We start from the raw sequence: 14,470 nt of genomic DNA on the forward strand, positions 1-14,470 counted from the left end.
TCTAAGGTAGGAACTTGATGGGATAAAAACCAATAAAAAAGCCCCACAATGAAAATTGCAGGGCTTAGGAGGTAATCTGTCTAGTTACTAGGTCATACTAATAATTCAGATATTCATAACCCAATATCCTCAACAACAGGAACCAGTGAGGTAGGCTTAAAATCTTTACCATACCTGTTATTGGTTATTCCTCCTGTTGTATGACCAAGTAGACCACCTATTAAATTCTCACTGATACCTTTCTGCTTGAGATGGTCAGCAACAGTATGCCGGAAGCTATAGAAATCCTTCCTTTCATCACCAATCAACCCTATTGACTGTCTCAACCTAGCAAACCATTTAGACGGTTGTGCTGAATATCCGTGTTTCTTATGTCGTGTTAATTCAGGGAATAACCTGGAGGAATCTGCTAGAGAATCTACATACTCAAGGAAACCTAATTCAATAAGCTTACTGTGTACAGGAATCACCCTTTCTGCATTCTCTGTCTTCAAGTGTTGATCTGGCATGGTCTGTTGAATATGGATACAAGGGATTCCATCAACAACCTTGATATCTTTGGTGTAGAGCTGACATAGCTCATTAAGTCTCGCACCAGTGTATAGACCAAGGTAAGGAAGCCAGTATTTAAAAGGCTTATTCTGGTGCTGTATCGCCTCAAATATCTTGGTTAGGTCATCACCCGTAAAGGTGCTTCTAAAGCTATTTTGCTTCTGTTTTACCTTTATCTTCATACCAGAGAAGGGATTATTGCTCAGGTATCCTTCCCGTTGTGCATAAGTGAAGAAGGCTGAAAGGTTTTTAATATAATTGTTGTAGGTGGTAACGCTAATGGTGGATGTTGCTTCCTTGATGATCGTGTTAAGGCTCTTGTCCCCTTTGATCCTGTTCAACCTTGGAGGCAGCTTTAGGGCAACATCTCGGAAACGTTTGGCATGATCGAGGGTAATGGCCTCAACAGGCATATTCCCAATGATTCTAAAGAAAAGGTTTATTATGAACTCTTTGTCATCAATGGTCTTCAGGGAAACCCCTTCTAGGGTCTGGTGGTGTCGGTAGGCTTGGAGAACATCGGTCAGGGTAGGCTTAGGAGGTGCTACAGGGCTTACAGGAGGCTTTTGAGGAGGGTTGCTGTTGCGATGGCCTTCCATGAGCTTGGTAGCTTCTATGAGGGCTTCTGCACAACGAATGACAGCTTCGCGTTTAGATCGTGTACGTAAGGATCGTCTAATTTCTGTCTTGCCGAGGAAGGGACGTTTGGCAGGAGGCACTACCAATCGGAAGTACCAAAGACCGTGGCGAGAACGGTATAGGTAAGGAGGATTCGAGGGCATTTGGTTCACCATTTTGGATCACTTGAGAGATCGAATGGTGAAAAACCCTTCAAAAACAATTCATTGACCTGAAATGGAGGCGGCCCCGACAGCCACATCCCGGCACACGCATCCATCACTACCGTTGCTCCCTTCCGGGCCTGGCGGGGTTTGCGACTTAGCGTTGCGGGAGGACCGACGGGGCCACCATAACGACTCGATTAGTTGCCAAACGACCATTAACTTCAAGGTCTACCAGCTGATTCGCCAGCGCATCGAGCGGGGCGCACTATAACAGCGGCTCAGGGGGTCCGCAAGACCAGATGATTGGCTCTGGGCTCAGGCCAGATGCCATCTTTCTAGTCTAGGCTTATAGGTGTAGCTTGGTCGTCACCAACAAGACCTCATACCAACGGGAAGAGAGCCAATGCAAAAGGATTCCAACAAGGGCTATATCGCGCTACTCGGCTGGAGCCTGAGTGCCGTAGAAGCCGCCGAAAACTTCGATCGACGCTACGTGGTCGTGGCCCCGGACTGGGCCGAGGATTATTGCGAAAAGCACGATATTCCCTACGTATCATGGAACTTCGAGCGCCTCAACGATCGCTCAATGGAGATTGCCGAGACCCTGAAGGGCATGGGCGTCGACGTCGCCATCCCCCTGTTCGAAGAAACAGTGGAGTGGGCCGGTGCGATCAACTCCGTGCTGCTCGACAGCCCCCGCCTCTATGGCCAGTCGCTGCTGCTGCGCGACAAGGCGCTGATGAAACGTCGTGCTCAGTTGGGCGGCATCCGCGTGGGCATCTTCGAGGAAGCTCACGACAAGGAAGACGTCATCCGCTTCCTGAAGCGCGTCAATCAGACGCTGCTCAAGCTCGACGGCGACCCCAATGACCCGATCCACCTGAAGGCTTTCGACAAGGCCGGCTGCCTGGGGCATCGCGTGATCCGCACCCCGGACGAGGTCGATACGATTCCCGAAGAGGAATTCCCGGTGCTGATGGAATCGCACCTGGACGGCTGGGAATTCGCGGTGGAAGCCTGGATTCACAACGGCAAGATCGTCTTCCTCAATATTTCTGAGTATGTAACGCTTGGCTACTCGGTGTTCGTGCCGGCCTCGCCGGAGCTCGAGAAGTACCGCCCGCAGATCACCGCGCAGATCGAGAAGCTGATCAAGGCCTTCGATATCGAGTTCGGCCTGATCCACCCCGAGTACTTCGTCACCAACGATGGCGAGATGTACTTCGGCGAAGTCGCCTATCGTCCGCCGGGCTTCAAGGTCTTTGAGCTGCTCGAGCGTGTCTACGGCTTCAACGCCTACCAGGCCTCGATGCTGGTCTTCGACCCCAAGACCAGCGAAGAAGAGGTCAAGGCCTTCTTCCCGAAGGAAGTGGTCGATGCCGACGGTTTTGCCGGCTGCTTCGGCGTCTATCCGCGCCGCCGCGTGGTCAGCAAGCTGGAGATCCCCGAAGAGGTCGAAGATCATCCGTACTTCGAGTCCCACGAGCTGACTGCTCCCATGGAAGAGACCGTCACCAAGCGTACCGCTTTCGGCACGCACTGGGGCCTGATCTATTTCAAGGGCGACGAAGCTCAGCGCATGAAGGATCTTCTCAAGCATATGGAAGACCTTGATTTCTATGTCTGATGTAGGGCGTCATAGAAAGCATGCAAGCCTGATGACAAGGAGTCTGCGTGACAACGCCACGAGACACGACACCCCAAAGTGAAGCGTTGGAGGCCAGCGAGAAACTCGTTGGCCTTTTGAAGAAATTCGACGACGCCATCACTTTGCTCAACAACGCGCGCGACTTCGCCAAGCCGGGCAAACTTCCACGAGTGTTGGATACCGCCCGGCGGGTCATGTTGCAGGAAGGCGGCTGCGCGGCCATCGAGCAACGCGGCCGCGTCCTCGAAGAGGCCGGAATCTTTCAGGGTTCCGACTGGCAAACGCCTCAGCACCTGGTCCCATCCCTCACCACCCACGCGCTGACCAGCGCCGACCCCAACATGGTGGTGATCGAATCGCTGAGCGAACTGCGGCTGCTGGCCGTGGCCAAGGGTGATTACATTCACCCGCTCATCTCCCTGGAGCAGGCGCACCACTACCTGACCCAGACCCTGGCGATCAACCTCAGGCTGTTGTTTGGTGATCCCACCGAGGCCGAACGCGAAACCCAGGGCCGACTGGCCGAGGTGCCGCGTCATCTGTTCCGCCACCTGTCCGAACGCATCGGCTATGAGCACATCATCGATCATCTGATCGAGGAAATCTGGCGGATCCTGGAGCAGCGTCCCATCCAGGTTGAGCCCGTCAAGCAGATGATCACGCAGATCGCTCTCTGCCAGGCCAATCCCGATATTGATCTAGGGGGCAGCGGCCAGGGCGCCGACCGTTTAGTCAGCTCACTGTTCGGTCCCACCAGAGCCTCTCGTGAAGACCCGGGGCTCGATATCTATCGTGAGCGACTGGCCAGCATGGACGCCGCCGCTCTTCAGGGTGAAGCCACCGGCTTTGCGCGCTCCATGCACGATACGGGCCTGGTCTCCGCCTATCATCCCATACTGCTGCGTCACCTGCTGGACCACAGCGACCACCTGCTAGCAGAAGCCATGGGGCTTTCCTCCACCGGACGCGATTGCCTGCTTTGCTATCACGAACTGGTCCATGCGCTGATCCGTGGCGGTGTCTATCCGGAAACACCCCAGGCGGTCTACGGCCTGACTCTGACCCTTGAGCGCGGCATCTTCTACCAGCCCCCGGTGGCGCCGGCCATGTGGCGCCAGCTGGGGCTGCCGCTCTCTGACTGGTCAGAGGCTCGCCTGAACCTCGCCTTCGGAGAAACCATCTCGCCCAAGGCAAGGCTACTGGAAGGCGTGTTGTGCATGCTTGGCCTACCGCTGGGCGTCGGCCAGGGCAACAACCCGACCTGCCAATCGGCGCGCGCCCTCTCAATGTGGGCTTACAACGATCCTGACTATCTGCTCCAGATGGTCGCCTGGGCCGCCCGCGATGACGATATCATCATGCACTTCGAGGGCATGCCGCTGTCTTCCATGGCCAGCCTCTCAGGCGTCGCCCAGACCCTGCCGATGGACTTGGACCCGGTATCGCTGATCGTGGTGCCGCACCTGGATCGCATCTATGCGGAAATGGGCCGGCGCTGCATCGGCCGGGAAGGCGACCCGCACCGCTGGGTCAATCCGGAGTTCCATGGCTGGTGGTCAGGCCGAGGCTTTCGCATCAATGTCGATGTCGCGACCGGTGAGCTGACGGAGTTGGACGATTTCCTGCGCCACTTCTATGCGAGCTACCACCCCTACTACAACGGCAATCAGCCGCTGATTCATCCTCAGCCAGCCGGCATCGCCGTGACCGACACCGCGGCCCGTTTCATCGGTTGGCATGCGATCACCATCCTGCGCGCCAACCTCGACCCCAATGACGTGATGCGGGTCTACTTCTTCAACCCCAATAACGATAGCGGGCAGGACTGGGGAGACGGCATCAAGGTCAGTACGGCCGACAACGGCGAGCGCTTTGGCGAGTCCTCGTTGCCCTTCGAGCAGTTCGTGTCGCGCCTGTATATCTACCACTATGACCCATTGGAGCGGGGTGAGCTGGCCAAGATCACCCAGGAGGAGCTCGACCGAGTGATCGGCTACATCCATCGCAGCTGGGGCCAGGATCGCATCCCCAAGGGCGAGCTACAGGCGAGCAGCGGGCAAACAGCGCCACAGACGCCACCGGAGAGCTGAAGCACCGCTTCCTCGCCGTTCACCCATACACGATCGGCACCGGACGGCCTGCGGGATTCTCTCCCGCAGGCCGTCTTGCGTATAATCTCACCTCACCCGTTTCGCTGTTTCCGCCAGAGGCTCCATGATCCGACTCGACCAGTTGCTCGTCGCCCAGGGCCTGGCGCGCTCCCGCTCCCGCGCCCAGCGCCTGATTCGCCATGGCCGAGTCAGCCTGGCAGGCCATCCACCTTTGACCAAGCCCTCGGAAAAACTGCCGGAAGACAGTGCGTTGACGGTCGCCGATGACCCCGAAGAACGCTATGCCTCGCGGGCCGGGCTCAAGCTCGAGGCCTTGCTGGAGACACGCGGCATGCGTCTCGACGGCAGAGTCGTTCTGGATGTGGGCCAGTCGACCGGTGGGTTCACCGACTGTGCCCTGCACTTCGGCGCGGCGCATGTGATCGGCGTCGAAGTCGGGCACGATCAGCTCGACCCGCGGCTTCGCGATGACCCGCGAGTCAGCTGTCTGGAAGGGCTCAACGCCCGCGACATGACCGACTCTCCCGAATTGCGCAAGGCCATGGCGGAGCATGCGCCCGACGGGCTATCGCTTGCCATCATGGATGTATCCTTCATTTCCCAGACCTTGATCCTGCCCCAGCTGAGCCAGCTACTGCCGGCCGGTGCAGAGCTGCTGTCGCTGGTCAAACCGCAGTTCGAGGTGGGCCCCGGTAAGGTCAACGAGCGGGGTATCGTGACCGATGACGCCCTGCTGTCAGACGTCGAGTCGCGGATCCGCGCCTGTTGTGCAGAGCATGGGTTCACGGTGCTGGGCTGGCAGGACAGCCCCATTAGAGGCGGCGACGGCAACCGCGAATTTCTGCTGCATGGCCGTCGTGACTGAGCGGCGCTAGTCATCCTCGTCTGGCAACTGCCCTTCGAGATCAGCTCTCTTGTCGCCCGCTCTCTTGGCCTCCGCGCTCTTAGCTTCCACCCTAGCGCCGCGCGTGTTCTCGTTGTCATCCTGCTTGTCGGTTTGCGCCGCACGGGCGGGCGGCGCCCCCCACTCGATAGGACCACCCTTGGCATCATGCAGGCGCACATCGAGCTGGTTGAAGGCGATTTCGACACCATGCTCCTGGAAACGAGACGCAACCTCGACGTTGATTTCATCCGCCGCATACAGCCGATCGATCAATGAATTGACGAAGATGCGCAGTTCGAAATCCAAGGTGCTGGCCCCGTATTGCAGGAAGAAAACCTGCGGCTCCGGGTCCTTGAGTACTCTTTCATTGTCCTTGGCCGCCTCACGCAGCAGGCGATGCACCAGCGCCAGATCCGAGCCATAGGCCACACCATAGCTGAGCACCACGCGGGTGACGTTGTCCGATAGCGACCAGTTGATCAGTTGGTCGGTGACAAAGGTCTTGTTGGGGATAATGATCTCCTTGCGATCAAAATCCGTGACGGTGGTGGCACGAATACGAATGCGGCTGACGGTGCCATGCAAGTTGCCAAGGGTGATGGTGTCGCCGATGCGCACCGGCCGCTCGAAGAGAATGATCAGCCCCGAAATGAAGTTGGCGAATATTTCCTGGAGCCCGAACCCCAGCCCCACCCCCAGCGCGGCGACCAGCCACTGCAACTTGTCCCAGGTAACCCCGAGGGCTCCCAGTGCCATCACCACCCCACTCCCGGCGATCACATAAGACAACAGCGAGGTAATGGCATAGGCACTGCCCTGCTTGAGGGCCAACCGCGACAGCACCATCACCTCGAGCAGGCCGGGCAGATTGCGCGCCAGCATCATCGTCAGGGCCACCGTTACCAGGGCGATGAAGACATCCGCCACACTGATTCCAGCAGCGACGCCGCCTTCGCCATTGGTGCCCGCATCTCCGGCCCACACCGCCACCTGATTCAGGTAGCCCAGCACAGTTAGCAGGTCAGCCCATACCAGATAAAGCAGCAACGCCAATCCCAGCACCAGGATGAGTTTGGATAGACGCAGCGACTGCTGATTGACCTGGTTCATGTCCAACGGGGGTTCCTCGACTACCTCCATACCGTTTCCCGGCTCATCGCGTTTCAGTGCCCGGCGACGCGCCAGCGCACGGCGATAAGCCAGGCGTCGTGCCGCCACCGCCAACCCCCGTACCACGGAGGCTTCGACCACGATCCACGCCCCCAGAAGGTAGAGCGTGATCACGTAACGCGACACTAGGCTCAGGGCCGTGTACTCATAGCCCAATACGATCAGGCAAATCAGCAGCAGCGGAACGCCGGCCAGCGCCAAGCCAACCAGCAGGCGCAGTAGCAGGATGCCGAAAAACGGTGTGTGGGCGGCGATCAGCTTGCTCTGCACCACCGCCATGCTGGCGAGGCCCACCAGCATCAGCAGCAAGGCCAGCGGGTACTGGGACAAGACAATTTCTCCGCCCCGGGCCACGCTCGAGATCATCAGCACCGGCACCAGCGACAGTCCCAGCCAAAGCAGCAGTCCGGAAAGCCGTGTCGCGTAGGCCGGCGGCCACAGGAAATGACGCATCGCCACCCCGTCGCGCACCAGTAGCCGCCTCGCCCAGGCGATACTGCCCCAGGCCAATGACAGTTGAATCAACGCCATCCCTAGCCGCGTCATCATGCCCTCTTCACCGACCAGCAGCGCCAGCCCCAGCGATGCAAGCAGCAGCGGGCCGGGGCTTGCCAGCAGCGCATTGAGCGCTATCGCCCGCGGAGTCAGGGCCTGGGTGTCATACTTAAGGTGTCCAATCTTGTCGTTGAGCAGCACCAGGTGCCGCTTGATCGGAGGACGCAGCAGGAAGAGAGCGACGGCGATCAATAGCGGCAGCAACCCCACCAGGCTCCCAAGCCCCGGCCACTGCAAGGGAAATGCCGAGCGCCAGGCGCCCTGCCCCCAGGTGTCGACAAGCCGCGCAGGTATCTGGCGCAGCCAGTCCAAATCCAGCGGACGGCTATTGGCAACCCAGAACAGCTGTTCGTCGAGCGTCGCGCGCAACTGCCTGCTGAGGGCCAACAGCTGCTGCTGATTGAGCTGCAAATCAATGGCCGCGCTCAGTTCCTCGCCATAGGCCTGCTCTAGCTGATCGACCAACTCACGCCGCGATGCATAAAGCCTCTCCAGAGCAGCGATAAGATCATCCGAAGGCTCGACCTTGGCCGCTGCCAGCTCCTCTCGTGCCAAGGCAGTGGTATCCCGAAGCGCCTCACGCTGGCGGCCCAGTTCGAACTGTTTGAGGCGCAGGTCGGCGATGTCGTCCTGCAGATTGCGGCGCTGCTCAACCTGCGGCAGCAGGTGTCGCTGTTCGCGCAGGATGCGTGACAGCAACAGGCTGCCGCGAATCGCGTCGATTTGCTCATTCAGAGTGCGCTGCAGCTGGCGCACGCGGTCTAGCTGACGACGCACCTCCAGCCCATCGCGAGCCAGGGTGTTGGAAAGCTCGGTGGCCTTTAATAGCTCGAGGCTCAACTCGCGATTGACCTCTCGCGCCTGTTTGACCACCGGATGCTCGGTTTCCACCTGCGGGCCGCCGGCTGCTGCCGCTTTGATCGCCTGCTCGGATTGAACGCGCCGCTTGCGGTCGAGCACCGCCTGCAGCATGGCTAGGCGGGCCTCCTGCTGAGTGATCTGTCGGTTGAGCTGATCCTGGCGCAGCTGGGCGAGCTCACGCAGGCGGGAGTTGGCATTCAGCGCACTCTGCTGATAGCGCAAAGTGAGATCCGCCAGACGCATCTCGGCGAGTCGCTGCAGCCGCTGAGGGGCATCAGCCGGCCCGTCCGCCAGATTTTCCAGGGCCTGACGACTGCTCTCCAGCGTCCGCATCGCCTCAGCGATACTCTGCTGGGCGCGCTCGGGCAGCGTCTGGGTGTTGATCAGTTGAGTATTGACCTCGCTCAAGCGATCCTGCTGTTTCTGCAGCGTATCCAAGGCTTCCTGAAGGCGAGAGGCCAGCTGACTCGTCGTAAGCGCATCGAGTGACTCGAAAGTCAAATCCGGCGCGGGGGATGCATCGTCCTGCAGCGACTGTTTCAGCGTCTCGATGTCCGCTGGAGCACTGGCAATTCGTTGCTCCAGGGTCGCCATCTCGGCCTGCATCTCCTGTAACGTTGAAAGCGTCTGCCGAGCCGCCTTGAGCGCATCCAGGTCGCGCTGCGCCACCTCATCAAGCGTCGTGCCATCCTGGGGCTCGAGGCCCTGAATGCGTGCATTCAGGGTAGCGATACTCGGTAAATCGGACGTCGAGGCATCCTGTGCCTGTGCATACCCCGCCAAAGCCAACAGCACCAGCAGCGCCAACCACCAGGCGTTGCCGATGTCGCTTACCCAACGCGCCGTATGCCCTGGCGCAAAACGATGCCTATTCAACTGCCCCACGGCACTCCCTCCGCATCTCCGCCCAGAGCATATTCCACCCTATTTCTCAGCGACGGCTCCTATCCTAGACAGGCCGCCACGTCGCCAAGATAGGCGATGCCGGGCGAATCCCTTGATATCAGTGTCGACCGCGGCGACGATTGCCACAACTCGACGCGACCGCGACATATCGCCTCTTCTTAGCCAGTGAAGACGCCTTTGCGGAAGTCATTCAGAAAGCCCGTGAAAAAGTGATTGAGAAGTCATTGAAAACGTCTGTGAGACATCGAGAACGATTGACTTGGCCTGACGGCATGGTAGAAACAGGGCTCGATAGGCGACCGACAGGAATCAGAACATGGCCATGCCCAAGCCACTCAAGGCGCTCGCCCTGGCCTTATGTGTAATCGCACTGGCAAACGACGCCGTTGCACAGGACAGCGACACCGAGGGGCAAGCGACCAACCAGCCGCTGACTCAGGAAGAGATGACCGACCAGCTGTCGGCCAAGCGTGCCTTGGAAGAAGCCGAGCAGCGGCGCGAACTGGAAGAAGAGTCCGAGAACAACCCCTTCGCGATTACCGCCTATCGCCGCAACTATCTGTTCCCCTGGAGCTATAACACGAATCCCAACCAGGAAGATTTCCGCTCCATCAGCGACTCGAAAGTGGGCAATGCCGAGGTCAAGTTCCAGTTCAGCGCCAAGTTCAAGCTAGCCGACAACGTCTTCGTCAACAAAGGGGACCTGTACTTTGCCTATACCCAGCGAAGCTGGTGGCAAGCCTACAATTCGGAGGCATCGTCGCCCTTCCGGGAAACCAACTTCGAGCCAGAATTTTTCGTCAGTTTCGACAACGATATGTCGATGATGGGCTGGACCAACATTCAGAATCGCGTTGCGTTCAATCACCAGTCCAACGGACGCTCGGAACCGCTGTCACGCAGTTGGAATCGCTTATATGTGGAAAGTATCTTCCAAAGTGGTGACTGGGTGGTCAGTGTGGCTCCCCATTGGCGCATCCCGGAGTCCGAAGAAGAAGACGATAACCCGGACATCGAGCGCTACATGGGATATGGCGACATAACCCTGGCAAGGCGCCTGAATGACGATCACGAAGCCAGCCTGCTGGTTCGAGGCAATCCCGCCGCCGGTCACATGGGCTATCAATTCGACTATTCGTTGCCACTTTCCAACAGCATGCGCTGGCATATCCAGTATTACCACGGCTACGGCGAGAGCCTGGTCGACTATGACAACAACAACCATCGCTTGAGCATTGGCTTCAGCCTCAACTCCTTCTTCACCAATGCACGCTGAGCATCGGCAAGGGCACAACGGGCATGCATGACAGGGGATGCTGTCTGCGGTCCCAGGCTGCTATGCTGAATGCGTTTCCCAACCGTCAAAGGAAGACTCGAATGGCCAACCGCACACCCAATGTCGATGCCAGCACCGACCAGCTCAAGAGTGACCTCGAACACCTGACCCACACGCTGGAGGAGCTGGTGAACGCCACAGCGGATGATTCACGCAGCAATATCAAGGAAATGCGCGAGCGTGCCGAGCAACGTCTCAAAGATACCCGCACTCATCTGGAAGCCCGTGGCGAGCAGCTCTACAGCAACGCCCGCGACAACGTTCGCGAACAGGCCGATGTATGCGACAAGTACGTCCACGATAATCCCTGGACCAGCATCGGCATCGGCGCCGGCATCGGCGTCGTGATCGGCATGCTGATCGGGCGGCGCTAATGGCTCAGAGCCAGGGACCGGCAGAGCGTGTATTCGAGGCCACCCGGCGACTGATCGGCAGCCTGATTGCCAGCGGCGAGACGCGCTTGCGTCTCGCCGTGGTGGAGCTCGAAGAGGAAAAGGCCCGCTTGATCACCCTGCTGCTGCTGGCAGGCGTCAGCCTATTGCTGCTGTTGTTGGGCTTGGCAGTACTGACCCTGCTGGTGGTCGTGGTGTTCTGGGACAGCTACCGGCTGGAGGCCATCTCCGCCTGCGCACTGGCTCTGCTGGGCAGTGGCTTGGCCATGGCATTATGGGTGCGTCGCCTCGCCAGGCGCCCGACCCTTCTCAAGAGCACGCTCAAGCACCTCGCCACCGACCGCGAGCTCATGAACGCGGAGCGACAGCATGCTCAAGCCGACCACTAATACGGCTGCCCGCAACAGCACTGATAGGGCCAGCCTCGCTGAGCGCAAGGCGCAGCTGGAGACCCGCATCGAGCAGCAGCGTATCGAGGTGCTGGTCAATGCCGAACACTGGCGCCATGCCACTCGGGGCATCGATGCCTTCTATCATGCCGTGCTGCGCTGGAAGGCGCCGCTGTATGGCATTGCCGGAGTAATGGCTTGGCGCAGCCTGCGCCGCCCCAAAGGCTTCAGGCGTCTCGCCAGTCGGGCGCTCGGCCTCGCCATGACGGCCAGGCGTCTTCGCCGCATCATCAAGTAGCGGCGTCTGTCAGGCACTTGCGCTCAGGGCCTTGTTTTTAAGTCCTTGCCACCTTCCAGAAGCGCCGATAACGGCGGCAAAAGGCCTTGGGGGATTCGGCATACAGCAGGCCGCCAAGCCTGCGGGCCTCATCACGCAAGGTGAGCTGACGGCGCGACGCGCGCCACTCCAGTTCCGCCACGGCTCCTTCCTCTACGCCCTCAAGGCGCAGCAGCTCCGCTCGCAACATTGAGAGGTCGTGTTCGTCGCCCAGTCGTTCGGCCAACCACTTGAGGTCCTTGGCGCGGGCACGCATGGCCGTCGGCCAGAGCGAGTGCAGCAGGCGCACCTGATACCAGTGGTACTTGACCTGTTTTCGCCACTCGTGGAAGTCCTCATCGTCACCGCTGGCGTAGGCCCGGGCGAAAGCCTTGCGTCCCTGGCCATATACTTGCGCCAAGCCGCCGGCGATGGCCTTGAAGCCCTTTTCCGTCAGTCGCCAACTTGGTAGCCGCTCACGCACCGCCTCGAGTTCCGTGCGAGCCGATACCAGGTGCTGCGCGGTGTTATTCCCGTTCTCGTTCTTCTCGGCTTCCGCCCCCGCGAGCAGCCGGTCCCGTGCGGCGACCAGCGCTTCACGCACGGGGGCAAGCTGGCGGGCCTCGTCGTCCAAGGTTTCAGCAGGTACCAGGATATCGAAGGTGTCGATGTACACCTGCGCATCCCGAGACCCTGACAGGGCGTTCGCTGCATCACGCAAGGCGGCGTTTTCCTGGCGATACATGTCGAGCGGCATGGCATAGCGCATCAGACGCAGCAGCCCCCTCAGCATTTTCATTCGCTTGCGGACCTGGTGAACATGATCGGCCAGTCGCGGATCGCTTGGCGCGATCGCCAGCTCAGCCAGGGCCTGGCGCAGTTGGCGATCGACGATCCTCGTCAGATTGGCCTGCATGGCCCGGTCCAGTCGTAGTGCAAACGCCATGGCATTCCCCCTATGAGATCCGCGCGATGAGGCAAGAGCGACTCGGCGATGCGGGCGCCGATTCCCATCTTTCCCGAGGCCTAGAGCGACTGTCCACAGGCAACGCCCGACGCCCACGCCCATTGGAAATTGTAGCCGCCCAACTCGCCGGTCACATCCAGTACCTCGCCAATGAAGCGCAACTGCGGCAGACCATTGACCGCGAAGTCCTTCGACGACACGCCATGGGTATCGACACCTCCCATGGTGACCTCGGCGGTCCGCCAGCCTTCGGTTCCCGCCGGCTTGATGGACCAATGATTAAGGCGTGCCTGCCAGCCTTCGAGATGGGCATTGGAAAGCTCCGCCAGCGCGGCGTCCTCGCCATACCACTCATTCAGTGCCTGGGCGAAGCGCTTGGGAAAACGCTCGCCAAGCCAGCTCGAAAGGCGCCGTTTGGGGGTTTCGCGGCGCGCCTGGGCCAGCGCCTCGAAGGCATTTTTTCCCGCCAGCAGATCAATCTCGAGCGCGTCGCCGGTCTGCCAATAACTGGAAATCTGCAGCATGGCAGGCCCTGAGAGCCCACGATGGGTAAACAGCATCGGTTCCCGATAGGCGCCCTCTCGGCACTTGACCACCACCTCGCAGCTGACGCCGGACAGCGCAGCAGCGCGCTCCTTCCACTGGGATGTCAGGGTGAAGGGCACCAGCGCCGCCCGAGTGTCGGTGACCGTGAGGCCAAACTGGCGGGCGATGTCGTAGCCAAAACCAGTGGCGCCCATGCTGGGAATCGATAGCCCACCGGTGGCGATGACCACGGCACCGGTGTCGATGCGACCAAGCGACGTCTCCAAGCGCATCCCCTCGCCCCGTCGGTCGATGGAATCGACGCGGGTCTTGAGGCTGACCTCAACGCCCGCCCACTCACACTCGGTGAGCAGCAAACGCACGATGTCCTTGGCCGAATCGGCGCAGAACAGCTGTCCCGGCGCCTTCTCGACGTACTCGACCCCATGACGCTCGACGAGCTCGACGAAGTGCTCCGGCCGATAGCGCTTCAGGGCCGAAATGCAGAAATGCGGGTTGGCAGAAAAGAAATTGCCGGGCCCCGTCGCCATATTGGTGAAATTGCAGCGCCCGCCTCCCGACATCAGAATCTTCTTGCCGGCCTTGTTGGCATGGTCGATCAGCAGCACCCGCCGGCCGGCGTAACCGGCGGTCAGCGCGCACATCAGACCGGCCGCACCGGCACCGATCACCACCACATCGGGTTGGGAAGTCATGCAGCATCACCCTTGGAGCCATGGAACAAGGGCGAGATGGTACCAGAGCGGTGGGGGCGCTGGTGATCCTCCCGGCTTATGCCACGCTGGACTTGGGAGTGGGCTGACCATGTAAGCGCTACGCACCCGTCCAGGCGCCACTTTCTTGCCACCGCCTTGCCACCGCGGGCACTTGTACGTGTCTTGTCGACACATTGTCTTATGCATTGGTCACGTATAAGGTGTGTATAGATTTTAGCCATGGATCATCGACAGGTCTTCCGATCAAGGCTCACGAGACGTCGACTGAGGCGACGACGTCAAACCGCTGCCCCCTTGCCTGGCAAACCTTCCTGTTCCCACTCGCCCTGACCAA

The 14,470-nt window shown here is 59.7% G+C and carries 11 protein-coding genes and 1 other RNA gene; 7 read left to right on the top strand and 5 right to left on the bottom strand.

Annotated elements, in window-relative coordinates; genetic code table 11:
• Positions 1-113: 113 nt before the first annotated feature.
• Positions 114-1,334 (bottom strand): site-specific integrase, encoded by a 1,221-nt coding sequence (locus HUS66_RS16490; protein ID WP_175072289.1) that lies wholly within the window; start codon positions 1,332-1,334, stop codon positions 114-116.
• An 83-nt stretch (positions 1,335-1,417) separates the two neighbouring features.
• Positions 1,418-1,514, bottom strand: an RNA gene (gene ffs / locus HUS66_RS16495) — signal recognition particle sRNA small type.
• Positions 1,515-1,740: 226 nt separating this feature from the next.
• Here ffs and HUS66_RS16500 point away from each other — a divergent pair.
• The 3 genes from HUS66_RS16500 (at position 1,741) to HUS66_RS16510 (ending at position 5,961) form a co-directional block, all read left to right on the top strand.
• The gene (locus HUS66_RS16500) at positions 1,741-2,964 is read left to right on the top strand and encodes an ATP-grasp domain-containing protein (protein WP_175072290.1); all 1,224 of its coding nucleotides are present in this window, start codon (positions 1,741-1,743) and stop codon (positions 2,962-2,964) included.
• Between the two features lie 47 nt (positions 2,965-3,011).
• Positions 3,012-5,075, top strand: a complete 2,064-nt coding sequence (locus tag HUS66_RS16505) for a hypothetical protein (RefSeq protein WP_282847925.1) — start codon at positions 3,012-3,014, stop codon at positions 5,073-5,075.
• Between the two features lie 124 nt (positions 5,076-5,199).
• Positions 5,200-5,961, top strand: coding sequence for a TlyA family RNA methyltransferase (locus tag HUS66_RS16510; protein WP_175072291.1), 762 nt, complete (start codon positions 5,200-5,202; stop codon positions 5,959-5,961).
• A gap of 6 nt (positions 5,962-5,967) precedes the next feature.
• On the opposite strand, the gene mscK is transcribed toward HUS66_RS16510, so the two are convergent.
• Entirely contained in the window at positions 5,968-9,444 is a 3,477-nt protein-coding gene (gene mscK, locus HUS66_RS16515) for a mechanosensitive channel MscK (protein ID WP_254628884.1), read from the bottom strand.
• A 346-nt stretch (positions 9,445-9,790) separates the two neighbouring features.
• Between mscK and HUS66_RS16520 the strand changes: the two genes are divergently transcribed.
• The 4 genes from HUS66_RS16520 (at position 9,791) to HUS66_RS16535 (ending at position 11,889) form a co-directional block, all read left to right on the top strand.
• A complete protein-coding gene (locus HUS66_RS16520) occupies positions 9,791-10,750 on the top strand; it encodes a phospholipase A (RefSeq protein WP_175072292.1) in 960 nt (319 codons plus the stop codon).
• A gap of 101 nt (positions 10,751-10,851) precedes the next feature.
• Complete coding sequence (locus tag HUS66_RS16525; RefSeq protein ID WP_175072293.1) at positions 10,852-11,184, top strand: DUF883 family protein; 333 nt, start codon at positions 10,852-10,854, stop codon at positions 11,182-11,184.
• Positions 11,184-11,591, top strand: a complete 408-nt coding sequence (locus HUS66_RS16530) for a phage holin family protein (protein ID WP_175072294.1) — start codon at positions 11,184-11,186, stop codon at positions 11,589-11,591. Before HUS66_RS16525 ends, HUS66_RS16530 begins: the two co-directional genes overlap by 1 nt.
• Complete coding sequence (locus tag HUS66_RS16535; RefSeq protein ID WP_175072295.1) at positions 11,572-11,889, top strand: YqjK family protein; 318 nt, start codon at positions 11,572-11,574, stop codon at positions 11,887-11,889. Before HUS66_RS16530 ends, HUS66_RS16535 begins: the two co-directional genes overlap by 20 nt.
• Positions 11,890-11,926: 37 nt before the next feature.
• On the opposite strand, the gene HUS66_RS16540 is transcribed toward HUS66_RS16535, so the two are convergent.
• Positions 11,927-12,853, bottom strand: a complete 927-nt coding sequence (locus HUS66_RS16540) for a CHAD domain-containing protein (RefSeq protein WP_175072296.1) — start codon at positions 12,851-12,853, stop codon at positions 11,927-11,929.
• A gap of 80 nt (positions 12,854-12,933) precedes the next feature.
• Positions 12,934-14,115, bottom strand: a complete 1,182-nt coding sequence (locus HUS66_RS16545) for an NAD(P)/FAD-dependent oxidoreductase (protein WP_175072297.1) — start codon at positions 14,113-14,115, stop codon at positions 12,934-12,936.
• Positions 14,116-14,470: the final 355 nt, after the last annotated feature.

This window comes from Onishia taeanensis (genome assembly GCF_013349955.1).
Classification (GTDB): Bacteria; Pseudomonadota; Gammaproteobacteria; order Pseudomonadales; family Halomonadaceae; genus Onishia; species Onishia taeanensis_B.